The sequence below is a fragment of the Pseudomonas sp. RC4D1 genome, from assembly GCF_018390395.1.
Taxonomy (GTDB): domain Bacteria; phylum Pseudomonadota; class Gammaproteobacteria; order Pseudomonadales; family Pseudomonadaceae; genus Aquipseudomonas; species Aquipseudomonas danubii.
The window spans coordinates 26123-42819 of sequence record NZ_JAHBAW010000001.1; the positions used below are offsets into that span (position 1 = coordinate 26123).

At 62.1% G+C, this 16697-nt stretch carries 18 protein-coding genes; 13 read left to right on the forward strand and 5 right to left on the reverse strand.

Features of this window, described 5'->3' with window-relative positions:
• Nucleotides 1-18 precede the first annotated feature (18 nt).
• Complete coding sequence (pyrE, locus tag KHO49_RS00130; RefSeq protein ID WP_102862263.1) at nt 19-663, reverse strand: orotate phosphoribosyltransferase; 645 nt, start codon at nt 661-663, stop codon at nt 19-21.
• 81 nt (nt 664-744) lie between these two features.
• On the opposite strand from pyrE, the gene crc reads away from it, so the two are divergent.
• On the forward strand, nt 745-1524 hold the full coding sequence (gene crc / locus KHO49_RS00135) for a catabolite repression control protein Crc (protein WP_102862264.1): 780 nt from the start codon (nt 745-747) through the stop codon (nt 1522-1524).
• A gap of 57 nt (nt 1525-1581) precedes the next feature.
• On the opposite strand, the gene KHO49_RS00140 is transcribed toward crc, so the two are convergent.
• Together KHO49_RS00140 and rph are read right to left on the reverse strand one after the other, a co-directional pair.
• Nucleotides 1582-1950: a DUF4870 domain-containing protein gene (locus KHO49_RS00140; protein WP_102862265.1), complete on the reverse strand. Its 369-nt coding sequence runs from the start codon at nt 1948-1950 to the stop codon at nt 1582-1584.
• Between the two features lie 30 nt (nt 1951-1980).
• Nucleotides 1981-2703, reverse strand: coding sequence for a ribonuclease PH (rph, locus tag KHO49_RS00145; protein ID WP_016964145.1), 723 nt, complete (start codon nt 2701-2703; stop codon nt 1981-1983).
• Nucleotides 2704-2975: 272 nt separating this feature from the next.
• Between rph and KHO49_RS00150 the strand changes: the two genes are divergently transcribed.
• From KHO49_RS00150 to KHO49_RS00175, 6 genes are all read left to right on the forward strand, one after another.
• Nucleotides 2976-3839 carry a YicC/YloC family endoribonuclease gene (locus KHO49_RS00150; RefSeq protein ID WP_102862266.1) on the forward strand — a complete coding sequence of 288 codons (864 nt, stop codon included), beginning with the start codon at nt 2976-2978 and terminating at the stop codon, nt 3837-3839.
• Nucleotides 3840-3849: 10 nt separating this feature from the next.
• On the forward strand, nt 3850-4470 hold the full coding sequence (gene gmk, locus KHO49_RS00155) for a guanylate kinase (protein ID WP_102881289.1): 621 nt from the start codon (nt 3850-3852) through the stop codon (nt 4468-4470).
• Between the two features lie 167 nt (nt 4471-4637).
• Nucleotides 4638-4901 carry a DNA-directed RNA polymerase subunit omega gene (gene rpoZ / locus KHO49_RS00160; protein ID WP_007921129.1) on the forward strand — a complete coding sequence of 88 codons (264 nt, stop codon included), beginning with the start codon at nt 4638-4640 and terminating at the stop codon, nt 4899-4901.
• Between the two features lie 57 nt (nt 4902-4958).
• Nucleotides 4959-7064 carry a bifunctional GTP diphosphokinase/guanosine-3',5'-bis pyrophosphate 3'-pyrophosphohydrolase gene (gene spoT, locus KHO49_RS00165; protein ID WP_110594226.1) on the forward strand — a complete coding sequence of 702 codons (2106 nt, stop codon included), beginning with the start codon at nt 4959-4961 and terminating at the stop codon, nt 7062-7064.
• 24 nt (nt 7065-7088) lie between these two features.
• Entirely contained in the window at nt 7089-7469 is a 381-nt protein-coding gene (gene ridA, locus KHO49_RS00170) for a deaminase RidA (RefSeq protein ID WP_007921133.1), read from the forward strand.
• A 55-nt stretch (nt 7470-7524) separates the two neighbouring features.
• A complete protein-coding gene (locus KHO49_RS00175) occupies nt 7525-8265 on the forward strand; it encodes a hypothetical protein (protein ID WP_102862269.1) in 741 nt (246 codons plus the stop codon).
• A gap of 42 nt (nt 8266-8307) precedes the next feature.
• Here KHO49_RS00175 and KHO49_RS00180 read toward each other — a convergent pair whose 3' ends face one another.
• Nucleotides 8308-9165: an SDR family oxidoreductase gene (locus KHO49_RS00180; RefSeq protein WP_213664438.1), complete on the reverse strand. Its 858-nt coding sequence runs from the start codon at nt 9163-9165 to the stop codon at nt 8308-8310.
• A 190-nt stretch (nt 9166-9355) separates the two neighbouring features.
• Between KHO49_RS00180 and exbB the strand changes: the two genes are divergently transcribed.
• The 6 genes from exbB to KHO49_RS00210 all read left to right on the forward strand — a co-directional run bounded on the left by exbB (nt 9356) and on the right by KHO49_RS00210 (nt 16177).
• A complete protein-coding gene (gene exbB / locus KHO49_RS00185) occupies nt 9356-10360 on the forward strand; it encodes a tonB-system energizer ExbB (protein WP_213664439.1) in 1005 nt (334 codons plus the stop codon).
• 6 nt (nt 10361-10366) lie between these two features.
• On the forward strand, nt 10367-10795 hold the full coding sequence (gene exbD / locus KHO49_RS00190; RefSeq protein ID WP_213664440.1) for a TonB system transport protein ExbD: 429 nt from the start codon (nt 10367-10369) through the stop codon (nt 10793-10795).
• The gene (locus KHO49_RS00195) at nt 10792-11544 is read left to right on the forward strand and encodes an energy transducer TonB family protein (protein ID WP_102862273.1); all 753 of its coding nucleotides are present in this window, start codon (nt 10792-10794) and stop codon (nt 11542-11544) included. The genes exbD and KHO49_RS00195 overlap by 4 nt, the downstream gene beginning before the upstream one ends.
• A 147-nt stretch (nt 11545-11691) precedes the next feature.
• A complete protein-coding gene (locus tag KHO49_RS00200) occupies nt 11692-12612 on the forward strand; it encodes a hydrogen peroxide-inducible genes activator (protein ID WP_102881293.1) in 921 nt (306 codons plus the stop codon).
• Between the two features lie 9 nt (nt 12613-12621).
• Nucleotides 12622-14697, forward strand: coding sequence for an ATP-dependent DNA helicase RecG (gene recG / locus KHO49_RS00205; protein WP_213664441.1), 2076 nt, complete (start codon nt 12622-12624; stop codon nt 14695-14697).
• Nucleotides 14698-14776: 79 nt separating this feature from the next.
• Nucleotides 14777-16177, forward strand: a complete 1401-nt coding sequence (locus tag KHO49_RS00210) for an aminoacyl-tRNA deacylase and HDOD domain-containing protein (RefSeq protein WP_102881295.1) — start codon at nt 14777-14779, stop codon at nt 16175-16177.
• A 34-nt stretch (nt 16178-16211) separates the two neighbouring features.
• Here KHO49_RS00210 and KHO49_RS00215 read toward each other — a convergent pair whose 3' ends face one another.
• On the reverse strand, nt 16212-16595 hold the full coding sequence (locus KHO49_RS00215) for a helicase (protein ID WP_102862277.1): 384 nt from the start codon (nt 16593-16595) through the stop codon (nt 16212-16214).
• Between the last annotated feature and the right edge of the window lie 102 nt (nt 16596-16697).

A 16697-nucleotide genomic window follows, 5' to 3' on the forward strand; every position in this document is an offset into this window, starting at 1 on the left:
AAGCCGGCGCCTACAGTGTCAGATTCCGTACTGCGCGCGATAGGCTTGCACTGCCGGCAGATGTTGCTTGAGCGCCGGATCGTCCGCCAGGAACTGCAGGACCTGGGTCAGGGAAACGATGCTCACCACTGGAATGCCGAAGTCACGCTCGACTTCCTGGATCGCCGACAACTCACCGTTGCCACGCTCCTCGCGGTTCAGTGCGATCAATACACCTGCCGCCTTGGCGCCTTCCTGGGACTCGATGATCTGCATCACCTCGCGAATTGCCGTGCCCGCAGTGATCACGTCGTCGATGATCAGCACATCGCCGGTCAATGGCGCGCCTACCAGGCTACCGCCTTCACCGTGCGCCTTGGCTTCCTTGCGGTTGAAGCACCAAGGCAGATCGCGCTGATGATGTTCAGCCAGAGCCACTGCAGTGGCTGCTGCCAAGGGAATGCCTTTATAAGCCGGGCCAAACAGCACATCGAAGGGAATGCCGCTGTCGACAATCGCCGCCGCATAGAAACGCCCCAGCTGGGCCAGGGCCGAACCGCTGTTGAACAGGCCGGCATTGAAGAAGTAAGGGCTGGTGCGCCCGGACTTCAGGGTGAACTCACCGAAGCGCAAAACCCCGCGATCGATGGCAAAACGAATGAAATCGCGCTGATACGCCTGCATGAAAAAACCCCAGATACCACGGATTTAGCTAATTAGGTAGAGCTCGGGTATCATACACGCACGTGATTTTTGGGGCCATTTATGCGGATCATCAGTGTGAACGTCAATGGTATTCAGGCTGCAGTGGAGCGTGGTTTGCTCAGTTGGCTGCAGGCACAGAATGCCGACGTCATCTGCCTGCAGGACACCCGCGCCTCTGCCTTTGAACTGGACGACCCAGCCTTCCAACTGGATGGCTACTTCCTTTATGCCTGCGATGCTGAAGTCCCTGCCCAAGGCGGTGTGGCTTTGTATTCGCGGTTGCAGCCGAAGGCGGTCATCAGCGGCCTCGGCTTCGAGACAGCCGATCGTTACGGGCGCTACCTGCAAGCCGATTTCGACAAGGTCAGCATCGCGACCTTGCTGCTTCCATCAGGGCAGAACGGCGATGAAGACTTGAACCAGAAGTTCAAGTTAATGGACGACTTCGCCCGTTATCTGGATAAGCAGCGGCGCAAACGTCGCGAGTACATTTATTGTGGCTCGCTGTACGTGGCGCAACAGAAGCTGGATATCAAGAACTGGCGTGACGGCCAGCAATCTCCGGGCTTCCTGGCACCTGAGCGCGCCTGGATGGACGAGATTATCGGCAACATGGGCTATGTCGATGCCCTGCGCGAAGTCAGTCGCGAAGGCGACCAGTACAGCTGGTGGCCGGACAACGAACAGGCCGAGATGCTCAACCTGGGCTCGCGCTTCGACTATCAGTTGCTGACTCCCGGCCTGCGCCGTTTTGTCCGCAGCGCACGCTTGCCGCGTCAGCCGCGTTTTTCGCAGCATGCGCCGCTGATCGTGGACTATGACTGGACACTGACCATCTAAGCGTCCGTTCACAGCCACAAAAAAGCCGACATCACAGTCGGCTTTTTTGTGCTCGCTCTATTTGATCAGGCGCCAGGTGAAAGGGTACCGATATGGCACTCCCTCTCCAGCCTTGACTCCGCCGATGATGGTCAACACCAGGGCACCAATCGCCAGCAGGCCGAACATAAAGAAACCGATTATCACGATCATCAGCAGGAAACAGACTGCCGAAGCGATAGCGACAGTCAGCTGAAAGTTCAGCGCTTCCTTACCCTGTGCATCGATGAAGGGGTCGGTCTCGCGCTTCATCTGCCAAAGAATCAGCGGCCCGATCAATGTACCAAATGGAACCCAGATCCCCAGCAAGGCGGACAAGTGACAAAACATTGCCCATTGCCGAACTTCATGGCTCGGGGTGGGCTGGGGTAGCTGCTCATCACTCATGGTGCTCTCCTGGCTGAAGACTGGCGCCCATCAATCGGCGAGTGCCGCCTGCTGCAGCTGGAAGATTTCATTCATGCCTTGCTGAGCCAGGGCCAGCATTGCATTCAGTTCAGCTGGCTGGAATGGCGCGCCCTCAGCAGTGCCCTGCACCTCGATGAAGCCACCGGTGCTGGTCATCACTACGTTGAGGTCGGTCTCGGCAGCCGAATCTTCCAGATAGTCCAGGTCCAGGACCGGTTCGCCCTGATACATGCCCACAGACACAGCAGCAATCATCTGCTTGAGTGGATCACCACCCTTGAGGCCGCCACGCTTCTTGATCACTTTCAAAGCATCTACCAGGGCCACCATGGCGCCCGTGATCGACGCGGTACGGGTGCCGCCGTCGGCCTGGATCACATCGCAATCGACATACAGGGTGATGTCGCCCAGCTTGGACATGTCCAGGGCGGCGCGCAGGGAGCGACCGATAAGGCGCTGGATCTCCAGGGTGCGGCCGCCTTGCTTGCCACGGCTGGCTTCACGCTGGTTACGCTCGCCGGTGGACCGCGGCAACATGCCGTATTCGGCTGTCAGCCAACCTTGGCCCTGCCCCTTGAGGAAGCGCGGCACGCCATTCTCGACACTAACAGTGCAAATCACCTTGGTATCACCGAACTCGACCAGTACAGATCCCTCGGCGTGTTTGGTGTAGTTGCGGGTGATGCGGATCGAGCGGAGCTGATCGGCAGCGCGACCACTTGGACGTTTCATAGGGGAACACCTGTACGAGGACGGAAAACTGCCGAGCATTATAAAGCCCGCAATCGCGCCAGGGCACGCCTAAAACGGCCAAAGGCATATTTACGCGTCAGATCGGTCCTGTAGTGATGACCTGCAGCCCATTGTCAGCACCAGGGATTGGGGCCTCCGGCCGCACTGCGCTACAATCCTGCGCCTTCGCAGCCTGTCGGCTTCAATTCATCACTATCAGGCCCGCTCAATCCTCCTGGGGTTGGTGCCGGCGCTGAATCGGAGGTACCTCCATGGTGCACAGCATGACCGCCTTCGCCCGAGTCGAACGGGCCGGCACTCAGGGCACCCTGAGCTGGGAATTGCGCTCGGTCAACAGCCGCTACCTGGAGCCGCACCTGCGTTTGCCGGAAGCCTTTCGCGACCTCGAAAGCGCAGTCCGCGAAGCCTTGCGCCAGGGCCTGTCCCGGGGCAAGGTCGAATGCACCCTGCGCTTCACTGAAGAGACCACCGGCAAGCCACTGCAAGTCGACCGTGAACGTGCGGCACAACTGGTGGCTGCCGCTGAAACCGTCGCCAGCCTGATCAAGCAGCCGGCAGCTCTGAATCCACTGGAAGTCCTGGCCTGGCCCGGCGTGCTGGTGGCCGACGCCACCGACCCGCAAGCCTTGAACAGCGATGCCCTGGCCCTGTTCAACCAGGGCCTGAAAGACCTGAAGAATGGCCGCGAGCGCGAAGGCGCCGAACTGGCCCGGCTGATCAACGAACGCCTGTCCTCCATTGAAGAAGACGTGGCGACCTTGCGTGAGCTGGTCCCGCAGATGCTCGCGACCCAGCGCCAGAAAGTCCTCGACCGCTTCGCCGACATGCAGGCCGAACTGGACCCCACCCGTCTCGAGCAGGAAATGGTCCTGTTGGCGCAGAAGAGCGATGTCGCTGAAGAACTGGACCGCCTGAGCACTCACATCATCGAAGTACGCCGCGTGCTCAAGTCCGGCGGCGCTGCCGGTCGGCGCCTGGACTTCCTGATGCAGGAGCTCAATCGCGAAGCCAACACACTGGGCTCCAAGGCCTTCGACCCGCGCAGCACCCAGGCTGCGGTCAACCTCAAGGTGTTGATCGAGCAGATGCGCGAACAAGTGCAGAACATTGAGTAAGGCAACTGACATGACCCACAGCACCGGCACCCTGTACATCATTTCCGCCCCGTCGGGCGCGGGCAAAAGCAGCCTGGTCAAGGCCCTGACCGACGCCAACCAGGAGATCCGCGTCTCCGTCTCCCACACCACCCGCGCCATGCGCCCAGGTGAAGTGAATGGCGTGAACTATCACTTCGTCGAACGCAGCGAGTTCGTGAAGATGATCGAGCACGGCGACTTTCTCGAGCGCGCCGAAGTCTTCGGCAACCTTTATGGCACCTCACAAAGCCACCTGCAGCAGACCCTGGACGAAGGCCACGACCTGATCCTGGAAATCGACTGGCAGGGTGCCGAGCAGGTGCGCAAGCTCATGCCTCAGGCACGCTCGATCTTCATTCTGCCGCCGTCACTGCAGGCCCTGCACCAGCGCCTGACCAACCGCGGGCAGGACAGCGACGAAATCATCGAAGGGCGGATGCGTGAAGCCGTCAGCGAAATGAGCCACTACGTCGACTATGACTACCTGATCATCAACGACGACTTCGCCCACGCACTGGAAGATCTGAAAGCGATTTTCCGCTCCAATCAGCTGCAACAGAAACGTCAGCAGCAGCGCTTTGGCAAACTGCTCGCTGAATTGCTTGGTTAAACAGCACTTCCCAAAACCGCTGCAAGCGCTTTACATTGGCACTTGCAGCGCGTTGAAGAGCTTGGTCAAAAAATCAGCGCTTCCCTAAACGCTGGTGATTTTTTAAACTGTTGAGTCCGCTCGCCCATCCGGGCAGCGCGCATATTGCATTTGCTACGAGGAAGACCATGGCCCGCGTAACCGTTGAAGACTGTCTAGAACACGTGGATAACCGCTTTGAGCTGGTCATGCTCTCTACCAAGCGTGCCCGTCAACTGGCAACCGGCGGCAAAGAGCCGAAAGTAGCATGGGAAAACGACAAGCCTACCGTTGTCGCCCTGCGCGAAATCGCTGAAGGCCTGATCGACTACGCAGCTATCGCCGAAGCCGAAATCGTTGAAGATGAACCGCTTTTTGCTGCTTTCGAGGACGAGTCCAACGAGGCCGTCTGAGCCTATGCCTGGTCGACGTAGCACGGCGCGGGATCACAGCTTACGGCAGGAGATATCATGCCGAGCATAGACGCCCTCGCCGATCGCTTATCGACCTATCTCGGCACGGACCAGGTCAATCTGGTCCGCCGAGCGTATTTCTACGCCGAACAAGCCCATGACGGTCAACGCCGTCGCAGCGGCGAGGCGTACGTCACGCACCCACTCGCGGTAGCGAACATTCTTGCCGACATGCACATGGACCATCAGAGCCTGATGGCTGCGATGCTGCATGACGTGATCGAAGACACCGGAATTGCCAAGGAAGCGCTCAGCGCGCAGTTTGGTGAAACCGTGGCCGAACTCGTGGACGGGGTCAGCAAACTGACCCAGATGAACTTCGAGACCAAGGCCGAAGCCCAGGCGGAAAACTTCCAGAAGATGGCCATGGCCATGGCTCGCGACATTCGCGTGATCCTGGTCAAGTTGGCCGACCGCCTGCACAACATGCGCACCCTGGAAGTGCTGTCCGGCGAAAAACGTCGGCGGATCGCCAAGGAAACCCTGGAGATCTACGCTCCCATAGCCAACCGCTTGGGCATGCACAGCATCCGTATCGAATTCGAAGACCTTGGCTTCAAGGCGATGCACCCGATGCGCTCCGCGCGGATCTACCAGGCGGTCAAGCGCGCCCGGGGCAACCGCAAGGAAATCGTCAACAAGATCGAAGAGTCCCTCAGCCACTGCCTGGCCATCGATGGCATCCAGGGCGAGGTCAGCGGTCGCCAGAAGCACCTGTACGGCATCTACAAGAAGATGCGTGGCAAACGCCGGGCCTTCAACGAGATCATGGACGTCTATGCGTTCCGCATCATCGTCGACAAAGTAGACACCTGCTACCGCGTGCTCGGCGCTGTACATAATTTGTACAAGCCACTGCCGGGACGCTTCAAGGACTACATCGCCATTCCCAAGGCCAACGGCTATCAGTCGCTGCATACCACGCTGTTCGGTATGCACGGAGTACCAATCGAGATCCAGATTCGTACCCGGGAAATGGAAGAAATGGCCAACAACGGCATCGCCGCCCACTGGCTGTACAAATCCAGTGGCGACGAACAGCCGAAAAGCACCCATGCCCGCGCCCGCCAATGGGTCAAGGGCGTCCTGGAGATGCAGCAGCGCGCTGGCAACTCCCTGGAATTCATCGAAAGCGTGAAGATCGACCTGTTCCCGGACGAGGTCTACGTGTTCACGCCCAAAGGCCGGATCATGGAGCTGCCCAAAGGCTCCACCGCGGTGGACTTTGCCTATGCGGTGCACACCGACGTGGGCAACAGCTGCATCGCCTGCCGGATCAACCGTCGCCTGGCCCCGCTGTCGGAACCCCTGCAAAGCGGTTCCACCGTGGAGATCGTCAGCGCCCCGGGAGCACGGCCGAACCCGGCTTGGCTCAACTTCGTGGTCACCGGCAAGGCCCGCACCCACATTCGCCACGCCCTCAAGCTGCAACGTCGCTCCGAGTCCATCAGCCTCGGCGAACGCCTGCTGAACAAGGTGCTCAACGGCTTCGACAGCTCCCTGGAAAAAATCCCGGCGGAACGTATCCAGGCGATTCTTCAGGAATACCGCCTGGAGCTGATCGAAGACCTGTTGGAAGACATCGGCTTGGGCAACCGCATGGCCTATGTGGTCGCCCGCCGCCTGCTGGGCGAAGGCGAACAACTGCCGAGCCCGGAAGGCCCGCTGGCGATCCGCGGCACCGAAGGCCTGGTGCTGAGCTACGCCAAATGCTGCACGCCGATCCCTGGCGACCCGATCGTCGGCCACCTGTCCGCCGGCAAGGGGATGGTGGTGCACCTGGACAACTGCCGCAATATCAGCGAAATCCGTCACAACCCGGAAAAATGCATCCAGCTGTCCTGGGCCAAGGATGTCACCGGCGAATTCAACGTCGAACTGCGCGTCGAGCTGGAACACCAGCGCGGCCTGATCGCGCTGCTGGCCAGCAGCGTCAATGCCGCCGACGGCAACATCGAGAAAATCAGCATGGACGAACGCGATGGTCGCATCAGCGTGGTCCAACTGGTGGTCAGCGTGCACGACCGCGTGCACCTGGCTCGCGTGATCAAGAAACTGCGCGCCCTGACCGGGGTCATCCGCATCACCCGCATGCGCGCGTAGCCCGTCCATTACAAGGAGTCATTCATGACCAAGACCGTTATCACCAGCGACAAGGCCCCGGCCGCCATCGGTACCTACTCCCAGGCCATCAAGGCGGGCAACACTGTCTACATGTCGGGCCAGATTCCCCTCGATCCAAAAACCATGGAACTGGTGGAGGGCTTCGAAGCCCAGACCGTCCAGGTCTTCGAGAACCTCAAGTCGGTAGCCGAGGCCGCTGGCGGTTCGTTCAAGGACATCGTCAAACTGAACATCTTCCTCACCGACCTGAGCCACTTCGCCAAGGTCAACGAGATCATGGGCAAGTACTTCCAACAGCCTTACCCAGCCCGCGCCGCCATCGGCGTGGCCGCCCTGCCCAAGGGCGCACAGGTTGAAATGGATGCCATTCTGGTCATCGAGTAACACCCGCGGCGCAGCTGTTCAGGCTGCGCCGTTTTCGTTCTGAAAGGATTTCGTCATGCGCCAAGCGCTAGCTGTTTCGCTGCTCGCCTTATTGCTCGGCGGTTGTGCCAGCGACCCCGCCAAAAACGATGTGGGCGGCATCTGGATCAATCAGGTAGCGATCGACGCAGCCTCCAAGGGCGGCCCTTTGCGTGAAGCCCTCCAGGCTTACGGCCCGAACCTGGAATGGGAACTCAACACCAAAGCCGGCCAGGCCCGCTACACCAATGGCTTCGAGACCATCGAAGGCAAGATCATCGGCGACGGCTCAAACACCACAAAGGTCGAGTTCTATGGCAGCGCCGCCACCGAACTCAAACGCAACGGCAAGCAGTTGCTGCAAGTGGCCAACGACAACGAGCCCGAACAAGTGTTTGCCACGCCCAAAGACCCGGCACCTGAAGGCGCACCACTGGGCGCCAACTTCGAGCGTGCCTTGTACTCGGCCTATCTGGGTGGCAAATGGAAAATCGTCAGCGGTCCGGGGCTGGGCAACGAAGTACAGTTCCAGGCCAACGGCGCCGTGCAAGGCCTGCCAGGCGCCGATCGCTACGCCCTGTGCCTGGCCGGTGACTGCGCCTCCATGAGCGGTGGCAACGACAGCATCTGGCTGCAACTCAATGGCCAGGGCAACTCCTGGATCTTCGTCCGCAAGGATCAGCAGCTGGAAATTTTCCAGGCGGTGAATACCGCACTGGCGGATGAAGTGCCCTCGCTGACACCGGGCAGTCAGCAATGGCTGCTGGAAAAACAATGACCCTCCTGTAGCCGCTGCCAACGGTAGCGGCTACAGCCCGGTTCAAGCTTGGCCCTGAAGAATCTCCGCATACCCCTCGCGATAACTCGAGTAACGCGGCACCCAGCCCAAGGCCCGGGCTCGGGCATTGCTGCAACGCTTGCTGCCCGTGCGTCGAACGCTGGCATCATCGGACCACTCAGTCACGCCCAGGCGTTCACGAAGCCAGCCAACCACTTCCGCCAGAGGCGCAGGCGCGTCATCCACGCCTATATAGCAGTCGTCCAGGACAGCACCACCCTGGTCAGCCTTGAGCAAAAACGCCAGCAACCCCGCCGCGTCGTCGGCATGAATGCGATTGCCATACAACGGCGGATCAATCGCCACCCGATAGCCGCGACGCACCTGAGTCAGCAACCATTCACGGCCCGGCCCATAGATACCGGTCAGACGCACCCGACTGGCAGGAATCCCACTGTTCAAGGCCACCTGCTCCGCCTCCAGCATCAAACGGCCCGAGTAGCCGGTCGCCAGGGTCGGGGAGTTCTCGTCGACCCACTCGCCGCCCTTTTGCTCGTAAACACTGCTGCTGGACACGAACAACAAGCGCTTGGGCTGCTGGCCATGCTGCTGGAGCCAGCTCAGGACATGCTGCAAGCCCTCGACATAAGCCGCACGATACCCGGCCTCGTCATGCTCCGTGGCCGCCGCGCAGTACACCAGATAATCCACGGACGCTTGCGGCCAGTGGGCCGGACATTGCTCGCTGAACAGGTCTGCGGCGACACCCACCACCCCCTGCGGCAAGCGCGAAACGTTGCGACGCAGGCCATAAACCTGCCATTGCTCGGCCAGCAATTGGGTCGCCAGGCGACTCCCGACATCACCGCAACCGGCGATCAAAACAGAGGGGAAGGACATCAGAAAACTCCTTTCAGAAAGGTCAAGACTAGCCTCGGCACTGGACGAACGGCTAGCAATCAAGGAAAAAAAGATACTCTATTACTTCTGTTAACAAGAATTACTTGCAATAATGCCCACCCATTTTGTTCTCGGCCCTGCGAGGCCTAGAAGGACATTTCACCCTTTTTTCCTCTCAGGTCCGGCCAGCATGACAAGCAATCAACTCTCCGCCTCGCCAACCAAACGCCCAAGCCCGCTGCGCGCCGTGAGCGCGGTTGCAGCGCTGCTGTGCAGCCTGCTGCTGGCACCGACCGCAGCCTTCGCCGACCAGAACGCGCCGGCCACCGCCGCAGCCCCTGCCGCGACCGCTCCGGCCGCCGAGCTTCCGGCCGCCAACCCGGCAACTCCCGCCGCCGCCCCAGCAGCTGGCGAACCGGCTCAGGTCGAAGGCCAGCCAGTACTTGGTGAAAACGCTCCCGAAGTCCTCGAAGCCGACAACAGCCTGGGCATGGCCCACGACCTGTCGCCTTGGGGCATGTACCAGAACGCCGACATCATCGTGAAACTGGTAATGATCGGGCTGGCCATCGCCTCGATCATCACCTGGACCATCTGGATCGCCAAAGGCTTCGAACTGCTGGGCGCCAAGCGCCGCCTGCGCAGCGAAATCGCCGCCCTGAAAAAAGCCACCACCCTCAAAGAAGCCAGCGCCACGGCCGCCAAGGAGGGCACCCTCGCCCACCTGCTGGTGCACGACGCCCTGGAAGAAATGCGCCTGTCGACCAACAGCCGTGAGAAAGAAGGCATCAAGGAACGGGTCAGCTTCCGCCTGGAGCGTCTGGTAGCCGCCTGCGGCCGCAACATGAGCAGCGGCACCGGGGTACTGGCCACCATCGGTTCTACCGCACCTTTCGTCGGTCTGTTCGGTACCGTTTGGGGCATCATGAACAGCTTCATCGGCATCGCCAAAACCCAGACCACCAACCTCGCCGTGGTCGCCCCGGGTATCGCCGAAGCCCTGCTGGCCACCGCCCTGGGCCTGGTTGCAGCGATTCCCGCGGTGGTGATCTACAACGTCTTCGCTCGCTCCATCACCGGCTATCGGGCCCAGGTGGCAGACGCCTCGGCAGAAGTCCTGCTGCTGGTCAGCCGTGACCTGGATCACCAGCCGACCGAGCGCTCCGCACAACCGCACATGGTGAAAGTGGGGTAATCAGCCATGGGCTTGCATTTGAAAGAAGGCGCAGGCGACGACCTGGCCGAAAACCACGAAATCAACGTTACGCCGTTCATCGACGTGATGCTGGTGCTGCTGATCATCTTCATGGTGGCCGCCCCTCTGGCCACCGTGGACATCAAGGTCGATCTTCCTGCCTCCAGCGCCAAGCCGGCGCCGCGCCCAGAGAAACCGGTGTTCCTCAGCGTCAAGGCCGATCAGCGTCTGTTCCTGGGTGAAGATGAGGTCAAGGCCGAAACCCTCGGGGCCATCCTCGACGCCCGGACCCAGGGCAAGAAGGACACCACGATCTTCTTCCAGGCTGACAAGGCCGTGGACTACGGCGACCTGATGAGCGTGATGGACACCCTGCGGGCCGCCGGCTACCTGAAAGTCGGCCTGGTCGGACTTGAGACGGCAGCCAAGAAATGATCACGACGCGCCAAAGACTGACGCGTTACAGCGGTAGCCTGGCGGTGGTGCTGGGCGTCCATGCGGTGGCGATCCTGCTCGCCCTCAACTGGTCCAAGCCACAGCCGATGCCCATTCCACCACAAGCCATGGTGGTCGAACTGGCGCCTGCCCCTGTGCCGCCTCCCCCGGCACCACCGAAAGTGGTGACCCCGCCGCAACCGCCGGCGCCCGTGGAAGAACTGCCGCTGCCCAAGCTCGCCGAAGCACCGAAGCCGACTATTTCGGTGCCCAAGCCGGCCAAGCAGAAGCCCAAGCCGCAGCCGCCAAAACCGGTGGTCAAGCCCGAGCCGCCCAAGGAGAAACCTTCCGAGGAAAAGCCCAGCGACGCTCCGGTAACCCCGTCGCCGTCCAAGCAGCCCGCTCCAGCGACCCCAGGCCCATCACCGGCCCAGGCCGCCGCCAAGGCCAACTGGCAGGGTGAGTTGCAGGCCCACCTGGCGAAGTACAAGCGCTACCCGGGCGAAGCCCAGCGGCGCGGCAAGGAAGGCACCAACTCCTTGCGCTTCGTGGTGGATGCCGAAGGCAAGGTGCTGTCCTACGAGCTGGTGGGACGCTCGGGCAACGCTGATCTGGACCGGGCCACCCTGGACATGATCCGACGGGCCCAGCCACTGCCCAAGCCACCGGCCGACATGCTCACCAACGGCAGCGTGGAAATCACCGCCTCGTACAACTACGAGATCGACAGAAGCCGCGGCCGCCGCTGATACAACGCAAGGGCACCTCAGGGTGCCCTTGTCGCTTGTGCAGCCTGAAGCAGACATTGGCGGGTGTCGCACTCCACCCTCTGTCTGATAACGTGCGTCTATCGATTGCAGCCGTTATGCTTGGCCGCAACCTCATGGACGCCCGCTATGACTCTCACAGAATTGCGCTACATCGTTACCCTCGCCCAAGAGCAGCACTTCGGCCACGCCGCCGAGCGTTGCCATGTCAGCCAGCCGACCCTTTCGGTAGGCGTGAAGAAGCTTGAAGACGAACTCGGTGTGCTGATTTTCGAGCGCAGCAAGAGCGCGGTGCGCCTGACGCCGGTAGGCGAAACCATCGTTGCCCAGGCGCAGAAGGTCCTGGAACAGGCTCAAGGCATCCGCGAACTGGCCCAGGCCGGCAAGAACCAGCTGACCGCACCGCTGAAGGTGGGCGCCATCTACACCGTCGGCCCTTATCTGTTCCCACACCTGATTCCCCAGCTGCACCGGGTCGCTCCGCAGATGCCGCTGTATATCGAAGAGAACTTCACCCACGTCCTACGCGACAAACTGCGCAACGGCGAGCTGGACGCCATCATCATCGCCCTGCCGTTCAACGAGGCCGATGTCCTGACCCTGCCGCTGTACGACGAACCCTTCTATGTGCTGATGCCCAGCGGCCATTCCTGGACCAAGAAGGAAACCATCGACGCCAGCCTGCTCAACGACAAGAGCCTGTTGCTGCTGGGCGAAGGTCACTGCTTCCGCGATCAGGTGCTGGAAGCCTGTCCGACCCTGACCAAGGGAAACGACGGCGCCAAGCACACCACCGTGGAATCCAGCTCCCTGGAAACCATCCGCCACATGGTCGCCTCCGGCCTGGGCATCTCGATCCTGCCGCTGTCGGCAGTGGACAGCCATCACTACGCTCCCGGAGTGATTGAAGTCCGCCCACTGACGCCGCCGGTGCCATTTCGCACCGTGGCCATCGCCTGGCGTGCCAGCTTCCCGCGGCCCAAGGCCATCGAGATCCTCGCCGACTCGATCCGCCTGTGCTCGGTGGCCAAGCCGCCCGCCGCGAGCTAAGCAAGCGCAATGACTGAGCTGTCGAAAGTGCCGGTCACGGCACTCAAGGGCGTCGGCGAAGCCATGGCCGAGAAGCTGGCCAAGGTCGGCCTGGAGAGCCTTCAGGACGTGCTGTTCCACCTGCCCCTGCGCTATCAGGACCGTACCCGCGTGGTGCCGATCGGCGCCCTGCGCCCCGGCCAGGATGCGGTGATCGAAGGTACCGTCAGCGGCGCCGATGTGGTCATGGGCAAGCGCCGCAGCCTGCTGGTGCGCCTGCAAGACGGCACCGGCGGCCTGAGCCTGCGCTTCTACCATTTCAGCAACGCCCAGAAAGACGGCCTGAAACGCGGCACCCGCGTGCGCTGCTACGGCGAAGCCCGACCCGGCGCCTCGGGACTGGAGATCTACCACCCCGAATACCGCGCCATCAGTGGTGACGAGCCGCCGCCGGTGGATCAGACCCTGACGCCGATCTACCCCCTGACCGAAGGCCTGACCCAACAGCGCCTGCGCCTGCTCTGCCAGCAGAGCCTGGCGCTGCTGGGCCCGCGTAGCCTGCCCGACTGGCTGCCCGAAGAACTGGCCCGCGACTATCAACTGGCGCCCCTGGACGATGCGATCCGCTACCTGCATCACCCACCGGCGGACGCCGATGTCGACGAACTGGCCCTGGGTCACCACTGGGCCCAGCACCGCCTGGCGTTCGAAGAGCTGCTGACCCATCAGCTGTCCCAGCAACGCCTGCGCGACAGCCTGCGCTCCCAGCGCGCCCCGGTGCTGCCCCTGGCCAAGAAGCTGCCGGCCAAATACCTGAAGAACCTCGGCTTCGCCCCCACCGGCGCGCAACAACGGGTCGGCAACGAAATCGCCTACGACCTGAGCCAGCCGGAGCCCATGCTGCGCCTGATCCAGGGCGACGTAGGGGCAGGCAAGACCGTGGTCGCCGCCCTCGCCGCCCTGCAGGCCCTGGAAGCCGGTTACCAGGTGGCGCTGATGGCGCCGACGGAAATCCTCGCCGAGCAGCACTTCATTACCTTCAAGCGCTGGCTCGAGCCCCTGGGCCTGGAAGTCGCCTGGCTGGCGGGCAAGCTCAAGGGCAAGAACCGCGCGGCGGCCCTGGAACAGATTGCCGGCGGCGCGCCGATGGTGGTGGGCACCCATGCCCTGTTCCAGGATGAAGTGCAGTTCAAGAACCTGGCCCTGGTGATCATCGACGAACAGCACCGCTTCGGTGTCCAGCAGCGCCTGGCCCTGCGCCAGAAAGGCGTGGGTGGCCGCCTCTGTCCGCACCAGCTGATCATGACCGCCACACCGATTCCGCGAACCCTGGCGATGAGCGCCTACGCCGACCTGGATACCTCGATCCTCGACGAACTGCCGCCCGGCCGGACCCCGGTCAACACCGTGCTGGTGACCGACAGCCGCCGCGTCGAAGTGATCGAGCGGGTGCGCGCGGCCTGCGCCGAAGGGCGCCAGGCCTATTGGGTCTGCACCCTGATCGAAGAGTCCGAAGAGCTCACCTGCCAGGCGGCCGAAACCACCTTCGAAGACCTCTCCAGCGCCCTGGGCGAACTGCGCGTGGGGCTGATTCACGGCCGCATGAAACCGGCTGAGAAAGCCGCGGTGATGGCCGAGTTCAAGGCCGGCAACCTGCAACTGCTGGTGGCCACCACCGTGATCGAGGTCGGGGTCGATGTGCCCAATGCCAGCCTGATGATCATCGAGAACCCGGAACGCCTGGGCCTGGCTCAGTTGCACCAGCTGCGCGGCCGGGTCGGGCGCGGCAGCGCCGCCAGCCACTGCGTGCTGCTCTACCATCCGCCGCTTTCACAAATCGGACGACAGCGCCTGGGCATCATGCGCGAGACCAACGACGGTTTCGTCATCGCCGAAAAGGATCTGGAACTGCGCGGCCCCGGGGAAATGCTCGGCACCCGCCAGACCGGCCTGCTGCAATTCAAGGTCGCCGACCTGATGCGTGACGCTGACCTGCTACCGGCCGTACGCGACGCCGCGCAGGCCTTGCTGGAGCGTTGGCCGGACCATGTGAGCCCGCTGCTGGAACGCTGGCTGCGCCACGGCCAGCAATACGGCCAAGTGTGAACCAACGCTCAGTTAATGGACCATGGGCATAACCAAGCTGGTTATACTCGTCAAATTGTAGAAAAACGGATACCAGGCCATGACAGAAGTTGCCCTCGCCACTGCAACCCCACACGCTCCGTCTGTTATCCGGTTGCTGCTCGGCAAGCTGGCCATCAGCTACAACGAAGTGCTCGACCAGCCAGGCCTGCCGGCTGCGCGCAAGGTCCAGGCCGTGCTCCTTGACGATGCCGTCGGCGCGCTGATGGTGCTGTTTCCGCAGAGCCAGCTACTGGACCTCAACCGCCTCACCGAACTCACCGGCCGCCGTCTCACCGCGGTGTCCACCGAACGCCTGGAGCGCATGCTCGGCAAACACAGCCTGAGCCTGCTGCCCGGCCTGCCGGCACTCACCAGTTCCCCCTGTCTGTACGAAGAAAGCCTGCTGCGCGAACCCAGCCTGTTGATCTATTCGGGCGAGCCGGGCGTGCTTCTGGAAATCACCAGCGAAGCCTTCAAGAGCATGCTCAACAAGGCCAGCGCCGGGCATTTCGGCGAACCCCTGAGCAGCATCCGCCCCAACCTTGATCGCCCGGATGACGACCGCGAGGAAATCACCCAGGCCATGCAGGCGTTCACCGCGCGGCGTATCCAGCAACGCCTGGAAGCCACCATCGAGATCCCGCCGCTGGCGGAAACCGCGCAGAAGATCATCAAGCTGCGGGTCGACCCCAACGCCACCATCGACGACATCACCGGCGTGGTGGAGACCGACCCGGCCCTGGCCGCGCAAGTGGTCAGCTGGGCCGCCTCGCCCTACTACGCGTCGCCGGGCAAGATCCGCTCGGTGGAGGACGCCATCGTCCGCGTGCTGGGCTTTGACCTGGTGATCAACCTCGCCCTGGGCCTGGCCCTGGGCAAGACCCTGAGCCTGCCCAAGGACCAGCCGCAGCACGCCACGCCCTACTGGCAGCAATCGATCTACACCGCAGCGGTGATCGAAGGCCTGACCCGCGCCATGCCTCGGGCACAGCGCCCGGAAGCCGGCCTGACCTACCTCGCCGGCCTGCTGCACAACTTCGGCTACCTGCTGCTGGCCCACGTGTTCCCACCGCACTTCTCGCTGATCTGCCGGCACCTGGAGGTCAACCCGCACCTGTGCCACAGCTATGTCGAGCAGCACCTGCTGGGCATCAGCCGCGAACAGATCGGTTCCTGGCTGATGCGTTACTGGGACATGCCGGACGAGCTGTCCACCGCCCTGCGCTTCCAGCACGACCCGAGCTACGACGGCGCCTACGCCGAGTACCCGAATCTGGTGTGCCTGGCAGTACGCCTGCTGCGCAGCCGTGGCATCGGTTCCGGCCCCCACGAGGAAATTCCCGACGCACTGTTCGAGCGCCTGGGCTTGAGCCGCGACAAGGCCGAAGACGTGGTGAGCAAAGTGCTGGAAGCGGAAGTGCTGCTGCGGGAACTGGCTTCGCAGTTCAGCCAGGCCTGACCCCATTCGCCGGCTAGCCGGCGAAGCTCCACCCTCAAGCCTTGGGCTTGGCCTTCTTCGGTTTCAAATACTTGGTCAAGCCCTGGAACCAGATCACCAGCGCCGGATTGCCCTTGATCTGGATCGACTTGTCCTGAATACCGGTCATGAACGCCAACTGCTTGTTCTTCGCCTGCATCGTGGCGAAGCCATAAGCGGCATCCTTGAAGGCAATGGCGAACGCCGGCTCCGGATAGAACCCCGAACGGCTGGTCACGCGCTGGTCTTTGACGAAGAAGTGTCGAGCAACCTTGCCGTCGAGCGTCTGCAACTGGAACACCAGTTCCTTGTCACCCAACTGTTGCTGAAAAGCAGGATTGTTGCGGCTGGCTTTGCCCATCAACAGGCCAAGCACCCAGAGAAGAAAACGAAATTTCATGCACGGCGCCTCAGTGGAATTATTGGATGGCCGCCGCAGTTTAACCTGTAACTCGAAGAGCGCCAGCCGATCTGCTCGATTACTCGGAGATCGACTGGCGTT